The organism is Paenibacillus herberti (genome assembly GCF_002233675.1).
GTDB lineage: Bacteria > Bacillota > Bacilli > Paenibacillales > Paenibacillaceae > Paenibacillus_O > Paenibacillus_O herberti.
The window spans coordinates 2,601,523-2,618,898 of record NZ_NMUQ01000001.1 but is presented as its reverse complement, the minus strand read 5'-3'; the positions used below and the strand labels follow the sequence as shown (position 1 = coordinate 2,618,898).

The 17,376-nt window shown below is 48.3% G+C and carries 15 protein-coding genes and 1 pseudogene; 11 read left to right on the top strand and 5 right to left on the bottom strand.

Annotation, left to right across the window (positions count from 1 at the left end; all coding sequences use genetic code 11):
• Positions 1-93: 93 nt before the first annotated feature.
• The 5 genes from CGZ75_RS11910 to CGZ75_RS11890 all read left to right on the top strand — a co-directional run bounded on the left by CGZ75_RS11910 (position 94) and on the right by CGZ75_RS11890 (position 5,561).
• Positions 94-1,422, top strand: a complete 1,329-nt coding sequence (locus CGZ75_RS11910) for an ABC transporter substrate-binding protein (RefSeq protein WP_089524352.1) — start codon at positions 94-96, stop codon at positions 1,420-1,422.
• 62 nt (positions 1,423-1,484) lie between these two features.
• On the top strand, positions 1,485-2,360 hold the full coding sequence (locus tag CGZ75_RS11905) for a carbohydrate ABC transporter permease (RefSeq protein ID WP_089524683.1): 876 nt from the start codon (positions 1,485-1,487) through the stop codon (positions 2,358-2,360).
• 22 nt (positions 2,361-2,382) lie between these two features.
• Positions 2,383-3,267 carry a carbohydrate ABC transporter permease gene (locus tag CGZ75_RS11900; RefSeq protein ID WP_089524351.1) on the top strand — a complete coding sequence of 295 codons (885 nt, stop codon included), beginning with the start codon at positions 2,383-2,385 and terminating at the stop codon, positions 3,265-3,267.
• A gap of 281 nt (positions 3,268-3,548) precedes the next feature.
• The gene (locus tag CGZ75_RS11895) at positions 3,549-4,898 is read left to right on the top strand and encodes a glucose-6-phosphate isomerase (RefSeq protein ID WP_089524350.1); all 1,350 of its coding nucleotides are present in this window, start codon (positions 3,549-3,551) and stop codon (positions 4,896-4,898) included.
• Positions 4,899-4,916: 18 nt separating this feature from the next.
• Entirely contained in the window at positions 4,917-5,561 is a 645-nt protein-coding gene (locus tag CGZ75_RS11890) for a YigZ family protein (protein WP_089524349.1), read from the top strand.
• Between the two features lie 352 nt (positions 5,562-5,913).
• On the opposite strand, the gene CGZ75_RS11885 is transcribed toward CGZ75_RS11890, so the two are convergent.
• On the bottom strand, positions 5,914-7,299 hold the full coding sequence (locus CGZ75_RS11885; RefSeq protein ID WP_245850652.1) for an IS4 family transposase: 1,386 nt from the start codon (positions 7,297-7,299) through the stop codon (positions 5,914-5,916).
• A 446-nt stretch (positions 7,300-7,745) separates the two neighbouring features.
• Between CGZ75_RS11885 and cysT the strand changes: the two genes are divergently transcribed.
• The 6 genes and pseudogenes from cysT to CGZ75_RS11855 form a co-directional block, all read left to right on the top strand.
• On the top strand, positions 7,746-8,561 hold the full coding sequence (gene cysT / locus CGZ75_RS11880) for a sulfate ABC transporter permease subunit CysT (protein ID WP_089524682.1): 816 nt from the start codon (positions 7,746-7,748) through the stop codon (positions 8,559-8,561).
• Positions 8,558-9,355 (top strand): sulfate ABC transporter permease subunit, encoded by a 798-nt coding sequence (locus tag CGZ75_RS11875; RefSeq protein WP_089524348.1) that lies wholly within the window; start codon positions 8,558-8,560, stop codon positions 9,353-9,355. The genes cysT and CGZ75_RS11875 overlap by 4 nt, the downstream gene beginning before the upstream one ends.
• 1 nt (position 9,356) lies before the next feature.
• A complete protein-coding gene (locus CGZ75_RS11870) occupies positions 9,357-10,421 on the top strand; it encodes a sulfate/molybdate ABC transporter ATP-binding protein (protein WP_089524347.1) in 1,065 nt (354 codons plus the stop codon).
• Between the two features lie 11 nt (positions 10,422-10,432).
• Positions 10,433-11,512 (top strand): sulfate ABC transporter substrate-binding protein, encoded by a 1,080-nt coding sequence (locus tag CGZ75_RS11865; RefSeq protein ID WP_089524346.1) that lies wholly within the window; start codon positions 10,433-10,435, stop codon positions 11,510-11,512.
• Positions 11,513-11,899: 387 nt separating this feature from the next.
• Positions 11,900-12,634, top strand: a complete 735-nt coding sequence (pyrH, locus tag CGZ75_RS11860; protein WP_176444817.1) for a UMP kinase — start codon at positions 11,900-11,902, stop codon at positions 12,632-12,634.
• Between the two features lie 444 nt (positions 12,635-13,078).
• Positions 13,079-13,342: pseudogene (locus CGZ75_RS11855) on the top strand (bacitracin ABC transporter permease); the annotation flags it as partial.
• Positions 13,343-13,407: 65 nt separating this feature from the next.
• On the opposite strand, the gene CGZ75_RS11850 reads toward CGZ75_RS11855, so the two are convergent.
• The 4 genes from CGZ75_RS11850 to CGZ75_RS11830 all read right to left on the bottom strand — a co-directional run bounded on the left by CGZ75_RS11850 (position 13,408) and on the right by CGZ75_RS11830 (position 17,254).
• The gene (locus CGZ75_RS11850) at positions 13,408-13,845 is read right to left on the bottom strand and encodes an NUDIX hydrolase (protein WP_089524344.1); all 438 of its coding nucleotides are present in this window, start codon (positions 13,843-13,845) and stop codon (positions 13,408-13,410) included.
• A 9-nt stretch (positions 13,846-13,854) separates the two neighbouring features.
• The gene (locus CGZ75_RS11845) at positions 13,855-15,054 is read right to left on the bottom strand and encodes an MFS transporter (protein WP_245850788.1); all 1,200 of its coding nucleotides are present in this window, start codon (positions 15,052-15,054) and stop codon (positions 13,855-13,857) included.
• Entirely contained in the window at positions 15,055-16,026 is a 972-nt protein-coding gene (locus tag CGZ75_RS11840) for a radical SAM protein (RefSeq protein ID WP_089524343.1), read from the bottom strand. It abuts the gene before it with no gap.
• Positions 16,027-16,450: 424 nt separating this feature from the next.
• Positions 16,451-17,254 carry a class I SAM-dependent methyltransferase gene (locus tag CGZ75_RS11830; protein WP_089524341.1) on the bottom strand — a complete coding sequence of 268 codons (804 nt, stop codon included), beginning with the start codon at positions 17,252-17,254 and terminating at the stop codon, positions 16,451-16,453.
• Between the last annotated feature and the right edge of the window lie 122 nt (positions 17,255-17,376).

Sequence of the window (17,376 nt, the reverse complement as noted above, 5' to 3'; positions counted from 1 at the left end):
CAAGATTTTGTAGCTTCGACAGCTTCCGGACCCCTGCTATAGTAAAAACTGTAAGAAGGAAGCGCATTCAACATTTTGCGGGAGGTCACGAATATGACGAGAAAAAGAAAATGGGGAACCGCAATTCTAAGCGTCACTTTGGCAGCGAGTCTTGCTGCTTGCGGCAGTAATTCTAATTCACCAGCTAACGAGCCTGCTAGTAATAATGCTGGTTCCGGCGGAGATTCCAAACCGGTTACACTCACGATGTGGGGCGGCGTACCTGGTGAAGCTGGACCTCAAGCTGTTGTGGACGCTTGGAATACAGAAAACCCGGGCGTGCAAGTGAAATATGAGCGTTTCGTCAACGATGACGCCGGTAACCTGAAGCTTGATACCGCACTCACGACGAACCAAAACATTGATCTGTACGTCACGTACAACCTTCCGGTGCTGGTGAAACGTGTCGAGGCGGGCAATGCACTTGATCTGAACTCGTACGGCGACTACAACATCGACGAGAAGATGGGCGAGGACGCCAAAGCCTGGAAGGTTAAAGACAGCTACTACGGCATGCCGACCAAAAAGAACGTATCGTTCGTATGGCTGAATAAAAACGCGCTGGACGAAGCGGGACTTCCGGTTCCTCCGCTGGACTGGAACATGGCCGATCTGCAAAAGTACGCCAAAGCGCTTACTAAAGAAAAACGTTACGGATACGTAATGGACATGTCCGCTTACAACAGTATTTTCGACGGCACGAATGCCGGCTCCGGTTACACCAAAGCGGACGGAAGCTCCAATCTGGACGATCCAAACGTGAAAAAAGCGTACGAAACGCTGTACAATATGCAGCATACCGATAAATCGATGCTGGCGCTCGGCGAGCAGCTGACCAGCAAACTGCCGACCGACGCCGCGTTCCTGAAAGGCGAAGCCGCTATGCTCGGCGCAGGCGAATTCGTATTCCGCAGCGCCAACAACCTGAAGGATTTCCCGCATGATTTCCAAATTGCCTTTGCCATGATTCCGAAAGTAAGCGCCGATCAGTCGAACTTTAAATACCCGGGCGGCCTCGGCGACATCATCTCCATTAATCCGAAGTCCGAGAACAAGGACAAAGCTTGGGAATTCCTGAAATGGTACGCTGACGGCGGAATGAAGCCGCTTGCTGCAGGCGGACGGATTCCAGCTTCCAAAGACGCCGACGTCGGCGCGGCTCTGGACACGCTGCTTGGCGGCAACAAAGCAGGCTATGACGTAAAATCCCTCGAAGAAGTTGTACTCGGCAAATTCCCTACCTTTACGGTAACGCTGCCTCAGCAAGTCGTTGACGCGCGCCGCGAAGAATACGAGAAGTTCTTCACGAAGTCTCAATCCATCGACGACACAATGAAAAATACGGCTCAGCGTCATAACGATTTTGTTAAAAACAGCAAGTAGGCGATAACGGTGGGGTGTCCGTGCAAGCGGCGCTCCTCCTGTTTCCCGGAAAGGAGCTCAGCATGAACTGGAACCGAAAGCAGGGGCTGACCGGGTATTTGTTCATTTTGCCAAACATGATCGGTGTCATTTTGTTCTTTATTATTCCTGCCTTGTTCTCCCTCGGCATGATGTTTACGAATTACAAATACACCTCTCCCGACATCAAGTTTACAGGATTGGATAACCTTACTCGGTTGTTCAAGGACCCTATCTTTTATCAGTCGCTTGAAAATACGGCGATATTCCTCGCCGCAGTACCCATATCCATTGCACTCGCATTTTTTGTCGCACTGGCGCTCAATCAAAACGTTTATCTGAAAAGCATGCTGCGGACCATGTATTTCCTGCCCTACATTACAAGCGGAGTCGCTGTATCCTTCGTTTGGATGTTATTATTCCAGCCTTCGCAAGGCATCATTAACAACGTTCTGCGAAGCATCGGCATCGCAAATCCTCCTGGATGGCTGTCTACAACCGACACATCCATGTTCGCCATCGATATTATCTGGATCTGGTTCCTGCTGGGCTACAACATGATTATTTATTTGGCTGCTCTGCAAGAGGTTCCTCAAGAGATGCTGGAGGCGGCGCGCATCGACGGAGCCAGCCGCTGGAGAACAGTGGTCAGCGTTATTTTCCCGCTGGTCAGTCCATCCACCTTCCTGCTGCTCATTACCGGCCTTATCTCCTCCATGAAAACATTCGGTATGATCCAGGCCGTAACGCAGGGCGGGCCGGGCAACAGTACAACGATTCTTTCTATGTATGTGTATCAAAATGCGTTCCGCTATTACGAAATGGGATATGCGTCGGCCATTTCGTGGGTGCTGTTCGCCATTATTTTCATCATTACTATGATTCAGTGGGTCGGCCAGAAAAAATGGGTACATTACTGAACTTCGAAAGGAAGCAGCCCGCATGAAGCCTTCATCTACCGCTTTAGCACCAGCCGCAGCGGCCGGCTCTTCCCGCTCGAAGAGCCGGGTATCCGTCGGCAAACTGGCCATGACCTTATTAATGATCGCGGCCGGCCTGTTGATGATTCTGCCGTTCGCCTGGATGATCAGCACTTCGTTCAAATCGCCAAGCGAAGTATTCCAATATCCGGTGAGCTGGATTCCCAAGGCGCCCTCGCTCCAGCATCATCTCAAGGTATGGACGGGCGAGGACAGCTTTGTTCGTTATTATTACAACTCGCTCAAAATCGCTGTCATCTGCACAATCGGAGCGACCTTTTTAGCCGCATTCGCCGCTTACGGCTTTGCACGCACCCAGTTCAAGGGCAGAAACCAGCTGTTTATGCTCTATCTGTCGATGATGATGGTTCCGCCGCAAGTGCTGTTCGTTCCGAAGTTTATCCTGTTTGACAAAATCGGCATTTATAACACGCATTTGGCCTTGATCTTGCCTGGTTTGTTCTCGATTTTCGGCGTGTTTCTGCTCCGCCAGTTTTTCATGTCCATTCCGAATGATATTACGGAATCGGCGTTTATCGATGGAGCCGGTCATTTCCGCATCTTCTTCAGGCTGCTGGTACCGCTGGCGAAGCCGGCAATTGCAACTTTGGCCATTCTCGACTTCTCCTGGATGTGGAACGACTACGAGAACGCGCTTGTTTTCCTGCTTGACCGGGAGCTCTACACGGTTCCGCTAGGGATGCAGAACTTCATCCTTGAGTTCAACGTCGATTACAACGGGATGATGGCAGCCACCTCGGCCAGCATCGTTCCGATGATTGTCGTGTTCCTGCTCGGCCAGCGCTACATTATTCAAGGCATTACAGGCTCAGCGGTTAAAGGGTAAGTTCTTGTCAATCAAACACCCCCTGCTCAACGCATGCTGATGTATGCGGTGAGCAGGGGGTGTATTGTTGTTATTCGGCTAAACGGCTATCATAAATCACATTCTCTTTTCGCAGCAGCTTGTGAACGTGAAACTTCCATGAAGCGGACTCCGTTTGCTTGTTTTCCCTAGATCAATCCAGTATTCTTAGGACATGCTGCAAGGCGCTGGGACTGGCCCGAATGGCCGGACACGAGCTTATACGGGTGGTTTCGCCCGATATTGAAGGAGGCATTTTTGTCATGAGCAAAACTATTCAATTCGACTACAGCAAAGCGCTTGGTTTCCTGGGACAAAATGAAATCGATAACCTTGAGGGCCCGATTCGTCTTGCCCACGAGCAACTTCATAACGGAACCGGAGCAGGTTCCGACTACCTGGGCTGGATCGATCTTCCGACCGCTTATGACAAGGAAGAGTTCGCTCGTATTAAATCATCTGCGGACAAAATCCGTTCCGATTCTGATGCGCTTGTTGTTATCGGTATCGGCGGTTCTTACCTGGGCGCGCGCGCAGCTATCGAGATGCTGTCGCATTCCTTCTATAATGTGCTGCCGAATGGCGAGCGCAAAGGGCCGCAAATCTTTTTTGCAGGCAATAACATCAGCTCCACATATGTAACACATTTGCTTCAAGCGCTTGAAGGCAAAAACTGGTCCATCAACGTTATCTCCAAATCCGGCACAACGACGGAGCCAGCACTGGCTTTCCGCGTGTTCCGTGAGCAGCTGGAGAAAAAATACGGTAAAGAAGAAGCACGAGGCCGCATCTACGCAACGACGGATAAAGCTCGCGGAGCTCTCAAAACGCTTGCGACCGAAGAAGGTTATGAGTCCTTCATCATTCCAGATGATGTTGGCGGACGTTACTCCGTCCTGACGGCTGTAGGCCTGCTGCCAATTGCAGCTGCAGGCATCGACATCGATTCCATGATGCAAGGCGCGGCTGATGCTTCCAAGGAATACAGCAACCCGAGCGTAGCTGAGAATGAAGCTTATCAATATGCAGCGGCGCGCAACGCCCTGTACCGCAAAGGCAAAGCAACGGAAATCCTCGTTAACTACGAGCCAGCGCTGCACTTCGTATCGGAATGGTGGAAGCAGCTGTACGGCGAGAGCGAAGGCAAAGATCACAAAGGTATTTTCCCAGCGGCAGTCGACTTCTCGACCGACCTGCATTCCATGGGTCAATTTATTCAAGAGGGCAACCGCAACCTGTTCGAGACCGTTATCCAAGTAGGTGAGCCTACGGAGCAGATTACAATCGGCAGCGATCCCGATGATTTGGACGGCCTGAACTTCCTTGCTGGTAAAACGATGGACTTCGTCAACAAGAAGGCATTCGAAGGAACGCTGCTGGCCCATACGGACGGCCAAGTACCGAACCTTGTTGTGAACATCGCCGACATGACGCCGTACACCTTCGGTTACCTCGTATACTTCTTCGAGAAAGCTTGTGGCATCAGCGGTTACCTGCTCGGCGTGAATCCGTTCGACCAACCAGGTGTAGAAGCCTACAAGAAAAACATGTTCGCTTTGCTCGGAAAGCCCGGTTACGAGAAGGAGAAAGCGGAGCTGGAAGCCCGCCTGTAAGGCGAGAAGCCAACGCCTATGTTAGATAGCTACCGAACGCTGGGGGAGCCCGGCTCCAAAGAAATCGTCATCAAAAAGTCCCGCTTCATCGGCCACGGGCGGCCGGTGAGCAGCGAGGCGGAAGCGGTCGCTTTCATCGAGGAGATCAAAAAGCTCCACTGGCACGCCACGCATAACTGCTCGGCCTATGTCGTCGGGGAGCGGGACGAATTCCAGAAGCAATCCGATGACGGCGAGCCGAGCGGCACGGCGGGCAAACCGATCCTGGAGGTCATCAAACATCAGGGTCTCAAAAATGTCGCGATCGTTGTGACCCGCTACTACGGCGGTATCATGCTCGGCGCAGGCGGCCTCATCCGTGCCTACACGGATGGGGCAGTCGCGGCAATCGAGGCGGCAGGTCCCATCACCAACATGCTGCATCAGGAGATCATCGTTGAGGTGGACTATACCTGGTACGGTAAGCTGGAAAATGAGCTGCATGCCCGTGGCGTGCTTGTCGGTGGAGTTGAATTCACTGATCGCGTCACCCTAACCTGCCTGCCGCTGGCGGCAGAAGGGGAGCGCTTTATGGCGTGGATGACAGATTTTACGCAAGGCCAGGCGGTCATAGTGGCCGGCGAATCGCGTTATGTCACCTCGACTTCGAACGCTTCAGCCTGAGCTGAACGACTGGTGCTTGAGCGACGGATAAGGGCTGTCCCAATTGTCATGAAAATGGCGATGGGACAGCTTTTTTGCGTTTTTCCCAAGGAGGGGGCCCCTTTTTTTGCGTGGATTTCGAACGCAGGAGGGAACGTGGATGGGCTAACGGAACTCAGGAGCGCTATGTGGCCAGAATGAATACAATTGAAATTGTAACGGAAACTGAGACGCGTTATTCCCTGCTGAAATCGACTTTTTTAGGCAAAAGGATCAAATAAGCTCTCTCAGTGTCGTTAGCTCAGAAAACGAGCTCATTTACCGTGATTAACGCTTCTCAGTTCTAAGCTTTACCCACAGCACAGGAAATAAATTACAATAAATAGCGATAGCTTTCGAAGACAGTTTGGAAGGCTCGAATGCCGCGCCAGAGCACTTTGGCTCCGGGATCGCCGTCACCTTTTCGTCCCAAAAAGCCACCGAGTTTGGCCAGTGCCATTACACTTTCATGCAACGTAGGTGGATTTGGGGGGAGCGTGTTGGTCTTATAAGCAATGCGGTGAAGCACCTTCCATTCCTCGTCGTTCATGACTTCAGTACACGGCGCGTCTGGCTGTTGACGAGCCAGATAGGTCAGATGCAGAAGTTGAGCGGCAATAATGGAATAGAACAAGATGAGTTTCTTCAGCCGATCCCCATCACGTGCTTGCATCTTTTCAATTTCGCAACCGCTCTTCAAAATGTAATGGAATCGCTCGATCTTCCAGCGTTGGACGTACCACGCCACTTTTTCGCTCGCCTCGTCTACCGTCGTGATCGGGAGGTTGGTGAATAAAAACCATTCGATGGGCGCTTGTCCCTCAAGCGGTGTCGTTTCCACGGCATGAATGATGGTACAGGTGAGCGGTGAATACCCGGCGCGCTTTTGTTTCAAGTGGGCCGGTACCTGTACGGTATCGGTCAAGAAGCGGATTGCCAGAGTCGTTTCCCGAGTGGGCACCCCGCGGCGCGTATCTCGCGGAATGGATACGACAATCTCACCCGCTACCGGCTGCTTGCACACATCGTCCCACATGCGTCCTTCGGCTTCTGTGATGCGGTTTTGCATGGAACGAATCACATACGATTGGTTGTCCGCCTGCAACGTAGACAAGAACTCAAAGAAATCCGCTTCCCGGTCTCCCACATGAATGAGGTGCATGTCCGAAGGGAGACCCTGGACGCTGGCTTGCGCTGTCTCGGTCCACTTGTAATTTTCTTTTTCTTCGTAGGGACGACTGACTTTCCGCTGAGCTTTGAGCCCCAGTTCGCGCGCCCAAATCTTTTGATGGAGGAGGCCCATCGGGAGTCCGGATGGCGTAAGTACTAGTGCGGAATGCACCAGCAACCCTTTGGTTTGCTCGCGGTTATACGCACCAAGTCCAGGCGTCTTTCCCCGATTTCCAAACTTGATTTCGGTCGTATCTTGCACGCACAGGAACATATATTCGCCTGTTTGCTTCATCTGCCGAAGCGTTTCGGTCCGATAGGCATTCATCACATTTTCTTCGTTTATCTCTGAATTCTGCAACAAACGAGAGATGGCTTTGGCTTCCGCTGCATCCTGACTGACCTCTGCAATGGAGGCGCCCGGATTATGGGATAGCGTCTTCATGGTCTGAATGAATCGGTTCAGCGTCCGTCCGCAATGGATGTACATGCGACGAAAAAATTCAAAGTCCGGTGTGAGTAAAGAGGAAGTTGCTCGGGTATTCGACATTTCATCCGCCTGCCCTTATCTTCTTTTTCACTTATCATACCGACTTTGTCTGCGAGGGGACACCCTTTTATGATTTTCAATTTCCTGGAAATGTTGTGGGTAAAGCTTAGTTCTCAGTTCCGTTAACATTAGGCCCGCTGGTTCGCTCATTTTTATTAGCGGGTGCCACCATCGCCGGCTCAGACAGAATGCTATGTAGTTGACTGCCAACAGCTATCACCCCACCGTGCGCTGTCCCGCCGACCAAAGCCATCCAATGCAGACCCGGGTCGACCTAACAAGTAGCACCTAACACTTTTACATTGACTAGACAAGGCATATTCTGCTACATTATTGTAAAATACCAAGTAACCTAATAGGAATATTACGAGCACTCGGATTTATGGGGATTAAACAGCAATGAATCGTACCTTCGGGGGCACGAGCTTAGGAGGATGGACGAGAACGTGAACATCAGGCTACGCAACAGCTGGTGGAGCTTCGGCTTCCGATCGGCAATATTGCTCTATTTCTTTCTTCTTGTCATTCTGCCGATCTTCGGCATCTATGTTCAGTCGTTCTCGCTTGGCTGGAGCGCTTTCGGGGACAGCATTACTGACCCTCTCGCTTGGAAAGCGGTGTTGCTAACCGTCCGGATAGCGGTCATAACCGCGCTAATCAACGTTGTACTAGGCACGATCATTGGCTGGGTGTTGGTCCGCTACAAGTTTCCGGGACGGCGGTTGCTGAACAGCTTAGTGGATCTGCCGTTTGCGCTTCCGACGGCTGTCGGCGGCTTGATGATTCTATTGCTGCTCGGACCGAACAGCTGGGCGGGTCAGACTGCAGCAAAGTTCGGTTTGGAAATTGTTTTTCATGAACCTGCAATCGTCATCGCTATGCTGTTTGTCACCTTCCCCTTTGTCATCCGCGGCGTGCAGCCGCTGTTAGAGGAGATGGAAGCCTCCGAAGAGGAAGCGGCTTATACGATGGGTGCTTCGCGATCGAGGACGTTTTTCCAGGTCATTCTTCCGACGATGCTGCCGGGAATTATCAGTGGTGGCATGTTGGCTTTTTCCCGGGCGCTTGCCGAGTTCGGAGCGGTCGTCCTGGTAGCAGGTAATATTCCCGGACGCACGCTTGTTGCGTCGGTTTATATTTTCGGCCAGATTGAGAGCGATGAAACTCAGGCTGCGGCAGCGGTATCTGTATTGCTGCTGACACTCAGCTTCCTAATCCTATGGGGCATCAATATCGTCCAGGGCAGGAGGAAGCGGACATGAGAAGGCTCTGGATTGGTCTCACTTATGCAGTGTTTTTGCTGTTAATCGTTATTCCACTGTTCAAAATAGCCTCAGGCGCACTCCAGGATGGAGTCGGAGGTTTAGTAGAGGCGCTGACAAGGCCGGAAGCGATACACGCGTTGATGATGACAGGTATTATCGTTGTGATTGTTACCGTTATTAATACGGTGTTTGGCGTCATGTTATCGATTTATCTGGTTCGCGCGCCTTGGCTGCATCCTCGTATCAAAGGGCTGCTGAACAGCATCGTCGACTTGCCCTATGCCGTATCGCCGGTCATCGGCGGCCTTATGATCGTCCTGCTCGTTGGACCGGACACGGTCATCGGCGCGATGCTGGAGGGGGCAGGCGTCAAAATTGTGTACGCGCTGCCGGGCATGGTTATTGCCACCCTTTTTGTCACCTTCCCGCTCATGGTGCGAGAGGTGATGCCAGTGCTGCAGGAGATCGGCAGCCAGCAGGAGGAAGCGGCCACTATGCTTGGTTCGTACTCCTGGTACACGTTTTGGAAAGTAACCTGGCCTTCGATCCGCTGGGGCGTCATTTATGGAGTCGTACTGACAGTCGCCCGTACGCTGGGCGAGTTCGGCGCCGTGCTCGTTGTATCCGGCAATATTATGAACCTGACCCAGACGGCAACAACGCTGGTGTATCAGGATGTAGAAAATTTCAATGTACTGGCGGCAAGCGGTGTTGCGCTTGTGCTGGCTGCATTTTCAGTAGGGCTGCTACTCTTGATGGAATGGGCCAAAAAGCGAAGGGAAGTGCACTGACATGCATATCGAGGTCAAGGGCTTGAGCAAATCTTTTGGCGATTTTCAGGCGGTCCAAGATGTAAGCTTTGGCATTCAAAAAGGGCATCTGATAGGCCTGCTCGGCCCGAGCGGCGGGGGCAAAACGTCCATTCTGCGCATGCTGGCTGGGCTTGAGACGCCAAGCTCTGGCGATATTATTTTCCATGGGCAGAGAGTGAATGACTTGCCTCCGCAGGAGCGTGGAATCGGCTTTGTGTTCCAGAACTACGCGCTGTTCAAGCATATGACAGTGTTTGAGAATGTGGCGTTTGGCCTTAAGGTCAAAAAGCTCCCGAAAGACGGGATCAAGGAGCGCGTGCAAAGCTTGATCGAGCTGACCGGATTAAAAGGCTTCGAGCATCGTTATCCAGCCCAGCTGTCCGGCGGCCAGCGCCAGCGTGTTGCATTCGCTCGCGCCTTGGCGCCGGAGCCGCAGTTGCTGTTGCTCGATGAGCCGTTCGCAGCGATCGATGCGAAGATCCGCTCGGAGCTGCGCACTTGGCTCAAGGAGATGATCGAGCGCGTTGGTATCACCTCCATTTTTGTCACACATGATCAGGAAGAGGCAATTGAGGTAGCGGACGAAATCATGATCATTAGCAAGGGCCGGCTGGAGCAGAAGGGTACACCTTGGGATATTTACAAAAATCCGCAAACTCAGTTCGTGGCGGAGTTTATCGGTGAATCAACGACGGTTGCCAACATCTCTTCACTCACAGGTTTTGAGGAAGCGGCAGCCTGGAGTGGCACAAAAGGGCTGATTCGTCCGGAATATATCGAGATCGGCAAACCTGGCGAGATTACGCTGGCTTCCGCTGCTATGAGAGGGCTGGTCCGCCATATCCATTTTCGCGGCAGTGAATGGATGGTCGAGTTGGAAATCGGTGATATCCGCCTGATTACCTATCGCTCGCTGGAGAAGGAAGTGCTAAAGCCGGGTGACCCTGTGGATATTCTTATCCATCGTGCCTATCTGTTTAATGACTCCAACAGCTGGATCATGGAGAACAAGCTTAAAGTTGATCCCATGCCAGTCATCATCTGAGGGTGAATGCGATGAAAAGAAAGAACAACCGCAAGCCTGCCCTGCGAAGGATGGCCGGGTTGAGCTGGAGCATGCTGCTCGTGCTGGCGCTGTTGAGCGGCTGCACGAGCGGCAGCGGCTCGGAGCCGCTTGATGTGAATGCACCAGCGGCGGGGGATGTAACGCTTGTTATCGGAGCTTACTCCGTCGTAAAGGATGTATTTGCGGAGCTGCTACCGAAGTTTCAGCAGGAATGGAAGGACAAAACCGGCCAAACAGTCGTATTTCAGGAATCCTATGAGGCGTCCGGCACGCAAGCTCGTTCCATTATCGGCGGCTTCGAGGCAGATGTGGCGGTGCTGGCGATGGAAGGTGATCTAACCCGTATCCGTGATGCAGGATTGATTACGCATGATTGGACCGAAGGTCCTTACAAGGGTAATATTACGACATCAATCGCCGTCATTGGGACGCGCAAAGGTAATCCGCTCGGCATCTCAGGCTGGGAGGATTTAATGAAACCTGGCGTAAAGGTGCTTTATCCGAATCCGCAGACGAGCGGCGGCGCGCAGTGGGACATTAATGCGATTTATGGCGCTGGACTCAAGGAATCGGAGCGGCAATCCGGCAGTAAAGACCCTGCCTATGCCAAAGCCTATCTCGAGCGCGTCCATGCCAATATCGAGTCGCTCGACAAGAGCGGGCGCGCTTCGATGGCGGCGTTTGAGTACGGTGTTGGCGACGCAATCGTCACGTATGAGAATGAGCTGATCGCGCGCATCAACAGCGGTGTTCCTTATGATATCGTCATCCCGCAGGACACGATTCTGATCGAGAATCCCGCTGCAGTCGTGGACCGCAACGTCGATAAACACGGTACTCGCGAGGTGGCCGAGGCTTTTCTGGAGTTCCTGCGCAGCGAGGAGACCCAGCTTTATTTGGCCGACAACGGCTTCCGTCCAGTTCAGCCGGAAGCAGCTGAGAAGGTCAAAGGCAACTACACAACGCCGCCAGGGCTGTTCGACATCAACTACCTCGGAGGTTGGAAAGAGGTCAAAAAGACGCTCTACTCGAAGCGAGGCGTCTGGTATCAGGTGCTTGCGGGTTTGTAATGGATGGACTTTTTTGATCAGAGGTGCATTTCACATTTCACTTGCTCATGAAAACACTGGAGCCCTGTGCTTTAGTGTTTTTTTACTAGTCAATAAAACAAGGCCGTGACGCAGCGATGCTTTGACTTCGCCGCATGCTTGGGAATGGGCCAAATCTGGCATTTTCGCCGTATCACAGAGGCTCGTTTTCGATTGGCGTACTAGTTGCATTTGATCTCCACTCCATATAAAATAAATCGAAAAGAATTTTCTGGAAGGAGTGGGAATATGAGATGGAAACAGACGGTCTACTATCCATCGACTGTTTCATTTTCATATTCTTGCTTCATTAAACACTAAAGCCTCCGTGCTTTAGTGTTTTTTTTATTATGCGTGGAGGTGCAAATGTTGACTAGGTACAAAAGAGTACTGATTAAACTAAGCGGTGGAGCGGTTGCCGGGAATGCGGAGTTTGGGTTTGAGCCCGAAAAATTGAACTATATTGCCAATGAAATTATGTCCGTCGTTAACTTAGGTATTGAAGTATCACTGGTCATTGGCGGTGGGAATATTTTCCGAGGTAATATGGCTGAAAGCTGGGGAATAGAAAGAGCAGAAGCGGACAACATCGGGACGCTCGCAACCGTCATTAACAGCTTGATGCTTCGCGGAGTCCTTAAAGCCAAGACAAACAAAGAAGTCCGTGTCATGACCGCAATACCAATTACATCGGTTGCTGAGCCATACATCCGCTTAAGGGCCATTCACCATCTGGAGCAGGGGTACATTGTGATATTTGCAGGCGGAAATGGGCAGCCCTACGTTACAACCGATTACCCATCTGTTCAGAGGGCCATTGAGGTTAATTGTGAAGCTCTGCTCGTTGCAAAACAAGGTGTTCTGAATGCGGACCCGAAGGTTGTGCAAGATGCAAGGAAATTTAAATCTCTCCACTATAACGATGTTTTAAACTATAACTTAAAAGTAATGGATCAGTCGGCCTTCATCCTGGCCAGAGACTACAACCTGCCGATACATGTGTTCAACTTTGACAAAACTGGTTCAATGAAAGAAATTTGCGAAGGGAAAAATAACGGTACGATCATTAACAGCGAATCAGTGTTGGAGTTAGGAGAATCATAACCTTACCTGCTGAAGGAGCAGCTACCGCTCAAACAAGCTGCTCCTGGATTGCCGAACGGCCGTGTTCTGTTCACTTAACGCCTGTTTTTGAATGGAGACAGTCTTTATGAAGATGATTCATATACTCCTCCTTTGTTAAACTGAACAAAATGAAATCATGATATTTTCCTCGGTTGAAATCGCCCGCAATCGTATAACATCATCCTGCCAAAAGTAATTACTGTAATCTACTTCTTGCACAGGTATCCCTCCACTTATTGAATGATTGATACAAACACAAACAAAAAAATCAATACGTACTACGTACCGGATTCAGCTACAAGCAAAGGCGGTTGTCGGCAAAAAAGAAATGAGATTAAATAAAGGGAGCGGGTATAGAGAAATTAACGGGCATATCAAATGAGCTTCTTAGCGATGCCCCTGAATTTGCCGATGTTTATCGGCAGTTTCTTGATTTTGCGCAAGCTTGGTTTTACACAGAGCAATCTGCTGCGCGGCATCCGCTTCAAACAGCTGTTCAACTTTGGCATTCCGCTCATAGTCGGGCTGTCGCACAGTTATTTTGCGGTTAAATCCGGTTGGTTTTTCTTCGGTACGGAAATGCTGTGGCCTATGCTGATCGTTATGGCTTTGTACACGGCGCTTTATTCGACCTTCGGCGTTCTGTCCGTCGCTTATTATAAGCGGGTTATTAAAGACTCTTTATAAAACAAAGGATGCAGCTGCTTATTTGACTGCATCCTTTGTTAATTGTCGTCAAGACGACGAAAGATCTAGAAATCCCAGCCCATTTCGAAGTAATTGATACCCTTTAAATAACTCTGAATGGCATCCTGAACGAGAGGCATTGTTTCTCTTGGTAAATCATTTATCGGATACCAAGCATAACAGTTGTGTTTATGCGGTTCATTATTTCGCAAATCTCCACTCCATGAATCGCTGGTGAAAAACAGGTCGATGTATTCAGAGTGTTCGAGTTTGCGGTGAACTGAAACAACCAAGTCTAATTGTTTAGGTGCTAATTGAATATTGATTTCCTCTTGAACCTCACGAATTAACGCTGATTTAGCTGGTTCTTTTCCTTCAACGTGACCACCCGCCACGCCGAACAAACCGTCAGAAAAACCTGTTTGTTTTCTTTGCAAAAGAAGTACTTTTTTACCCTGGAGCAGTATCAGATTTACTGCACAGTGAAGTGAAAAGCGATTCATAGTCGGTGATCACATCCTGATGTTATAGTGGTTATGCCTTTGATTTCTTAATTTGAATCGCACGATGGCTTGAATGATTATAGCGACTATAACCAAAATAATATTGTAGTAAAATGGGGCAGTAATATTAATCTTTTCAATTAAAATACCAGCTATAAGCGGAGAAATTATAGCGCCTAATTCAGATAAAGATACCAGATTTCCTAAAAAGGAACTCCGAGTTTCATTTGGAATAACGTCTCCTATATGGGAGAAAAACGAATCAAGATAGCTTGCTCCCCCGATTCCGCCGATAAACATGCCTACATAAATGACCCATTTTTCAGTAAAAAAGAGAAAAAAGACAATTTCGATCATAATTAAAAATAGACCTAAAATACAAAACAGGAGGCGATCTTTTAGTATATCCGATAATTTCCCAATAAAAGGAGCTGATAAAAATGTGGATAACCCTACAATTGTAAATGCAAGACTGATTTCAAAGGTGTCCCATCCTAAACGATATTTAGCATAAAGCGAAAAGTAGGTTAAAAAGATCGCATATGCACTCATTTCAATAAAGTGAACACTTGAGTATAAAAGAAGTTGACGGTTCAAGTTCTTTTTAGCGGGTGCTGTCTTCATGGTATTGAATAATGGATGGTTTGATTTAGGAAAGCTTATGTTTGAAACGGCGATAAGAGATAAAATAGCCAACCCTGCAACGATAAAAAAAGGCATTGATATCGAAAAATAGAGGATGATAACGCCGCTTAGAACCGGCCCCAAAATCATTCCGGCACCTTCGCTGCTGCTTATATATCCGTTTAATTTGCCGCGATTATTATCACTGCTTAATTGATTAATCGTAATCCGAACAAACACGCTTAAACCAATAGCTGCCAATCCCTGAATCAGCCTTAAAACGGCCAGCAGCCAAAAGTCATTTGCCAATGGAAAAGTTAACATACATATGATTTCAGCGCAAAGAAGTCCAATGCCTAATTGTTTTGCCCCGATTTTTTCATAAAGTTTACCGATGATCCCTCCGCCAAGGAACCTCCCCAAATAAAATAACGCAAACAGGATGCTCATGCCAAAAGCAGAGATACCGTATTTTTCGATATAAATTGCAAAAAGCGGGAGTATCATGCTCCCACTCATATTAGCAACAAGACTTATTATGATCATACAAAAGATATTACGGCTTAAACCATACTTCAATTCCACTTAAACACGCTCCTTCAAAAGCGTGCCGGGCATTGGTTCGCCTTTCATAAATGCTCCGACCCATAAAGGAATGAAGTTTTCAAGGTCGCCTTCGTTTTGAAGATATGGTTTTAAATCAATTCTTAGATCATTTCTTAACAAGCAAGGCTGGGCAAAACCCTCAGGATCTACGCAAATGGACCAAAAACCTTCAACGCAAGCTGAACGTAACGGGCAGGATTGACAAGTCCCAACATATGAACTACCAAGGGCATTATCCATGAGTTTAACGGAAGTATTTTCAAAATCAATGACTCTCAAATTCACACCGATTCCAGAGCTATTTACCTTTTCTATGCCTCCCTGCTTAATAAGCTCAGAGGCTAAATCATTTGTGCTTAGCCGTTTGTCGGTATATGTGGGTCTATTGTAATCCGTCCAAACTAATTCCAATATTTCAATATCTATTTGAATTTCACGTGCGAAGTTAATAATGTCCAATATTTCATGTTGATTTTCGGGCATGAGTAAAGTGTTTATTTCTACCTCTGGAAATAAGGTATGTGCTTTTCGGATACTTTCCTTTACTTCATCAATACATTTTAGTCTTTCGATTTTCCACATGGTATCATTGCTAAAGGCATGTAATGAAATTTTCACTTTATCAATGACTTTTTGTTTTAGAGAATTAATTTTTTTATTCAAGAGGACGCCATTAGTAGCTAGAACTACTTTAAACTCTTCTGCGCTATGATAGGGGATTGTGTTTAAAATCGGCTCAAGTTTTGGAGAAATTAAGGGCTCACCACCTGTAAAGTATAATCTGCTAATACCTAAACGTATTAGTCCTTTAACAAGCATAATATATTCTTCAGTTGAGCATATATGCTTTTTATGTTTCAGAGAGTTATCTTCTTCGACTTCAATTGGGGAAGCAGAACCTTCATTATGACAAAACCAGCATCGGGCATTACATGTTGTGGTAAGGGAAATCCTGAACCTTCCCGTCTTTTTCTTTAAAGAACTTGAACTCTTCTAAAAGCTCTGAGTTTTTCACAATTATCTCTCCGATCTTTTTAGAATGAGGAGCGACAAATGATTCTTGCTGCATAAGGATAACTGTATTCTAGAGTTCGAAACTTATGTTCTTATCTGAAAAAATAAGGTGGGAACAATGCGTGCGAATTTCCTTTACCGTCAACCGCGCATACAGCTTCTCGGTTTTGAAGCTGGGATCGGTCTGGCTCTAGCTGTCTACGATGGCCCGAATGTTTGTCAACAGGTTAGGAAGTTGGTAATCGTATTTCGACTCACCGAGAACATTCGTGCAACGAGTGTTGCTCCACCTCTTCTCAATGCTTTCGATAACTTGGCGAACAGCTTTCGTTTTTTTGCGCCGCTCAGGGAAGGCATTTTTCTATAGTTTTCTTGCCTTAATCACAAGGGTTACAGGAAGCATCTTTGCTTTTTTCGCAAAATCGTCGTTGATTGACTGCATAATCTCATCATCAGATTCTTCAATCATTTGCTCGATTAAAAATCTCGCTTTTGCCAGTGCATTCACAAAGGTCGATAGTTTACGATCCGATAACGATAGCGTACTTTCGCCAAGAGTTACCGAGTACCAAGATTCATCAAAATAGCATTTTTTAAAAACAAGCCGATCTTTTTCTGTACCAACACATTTGTGTATCGGGTGAGACCAACTGAAAATAAATACCCCGTCTTTTTTCAGGTAAGAAGCAATCCGGCGGAAAGTTCCCTCCAGGTCGGTCGTCCAGCCTATGGCATAAATGGAATAAACAAAGTCAAAATAATTTTCCGGTATGCCACATTCCTCTTCCATTGGAGAACAAACTAATGCAGCTGAAAGACCATGTGCGGTCAAAAGCTGTTTTGTCTTTTCGATTTGGCTTTCCGATAAATCCATGCCCCATAGTTCAGATGCATTGCGTTGCCCAAGATATTGCAAAGATTGACCGCTGCCGCATCCTATTTCTAGTATCGTTTTTCCCGAGACATCGCCAAAAAGCTGGCACTTTTCTTCGGAGACAAATGCTCCATAGAACGGAAGTGCGGTTGCTCCTAAAATATCGGTTCCTTTTGTATCCCAAAATAAGCTGTTTGTTTCATGAATACTGCGCTTATCCATGTCGACCGAGATGGCACCAATTTCACTACCGCCTATCATTTTCGTTCTATGAACAGTATTCTTGTCCATGCCGTCGTCCTCCCAAAATAAGATGCAATGTAAATAAATAATCCAAGATGCAGAACGCTTTCAAGGTGTTTTCATGTATAGAGATATTCTTTTATCTCATTAATGCTTTGAAATTCGATGGC

Excerpts from the sequence above, each read along its gene's own strand:
- CGZ75_RS11910 (WP_089524352.1), top strand. The coding sequence starts at position 94 with ATGACGAGAAAAAGAAAATGGGGAACCGCAATTCTAAGCGTCACTTTG.
- CGZ75_RS11905 (WP_089524683.1), top strand. The coding sequence starts at position 1,485 with ATGAACTGGAACCGAAAGCAGGGGCTGACCGGGTATTTGTTCATTTTG.
- CGZ75_RS11900 (WP_089524351.1), top strand. The coding sequence starts at position 2,383 with ATGAAGCCTTCATCTACCGCTTTAGCACCAGCCGCAGCGGCCGGCTCT.
- CGZ75_RS11895 (WP_089524350.1), top strand. The coding sequence starts at position 3,549 with ATGAGCAAAACTATTCAATTCGACTACAGCAAAGCGCTTGGTTTCCTG.
- CGZ75_RS11890 (WP_089524349.1), top strand. The coding sequence starts at position 4,917 with ATGTTAGATAGCTACCGAACGCTGGGGGAGCCCGGCTCCAAAGAAATC.
- CGZ75_RS11885 (WP_245850652.1), bottom strand. The coding sequence starts at position 7,299 with ATGTCGAATACCCGAGCAACTTCCTCTTTACTCACACCGGACTTTGAA.
- CGZ75_RS11875 (WP_089524348.1), top strand. The coding sequence starts at position 8,558 with ATGAGAAGGCTCTGGATTGGTCTCACTTATGCAGTGTTTTTGCTGTTA.
- CGZ75_RS11870 (WP_089524347.1), top strand. The coding sequence starts at position 9,357 with ATGCATATCGAGGTCAAGGGCTTGAGCAAATCTTTTGGCGATTTTCAG.
- CGZ75_RS11865 (WP_089524346.1), top strand. The coding sequence starts at position 10,433 with ATGAAAAGAAAGAACAACCGCAAGCCTGCCCTGCGAAGGATGGCCGGG.
- CGZ75_RS11850 (WP_089524344.1), bottom strand. The coding sequence starts at position 13,845 with ATGAATCGCTTTTCACTTCACTGTGCAGTAAATCTGATACTGCTCCAG.
- CGZ75_RS11830 (WP_089524341.1), bottom strand. The coding sequence starts at position 17,254 with ATGGACAAGAATACTGTTCATAGAACGAAAATGATAGGCGGTAGTGAA.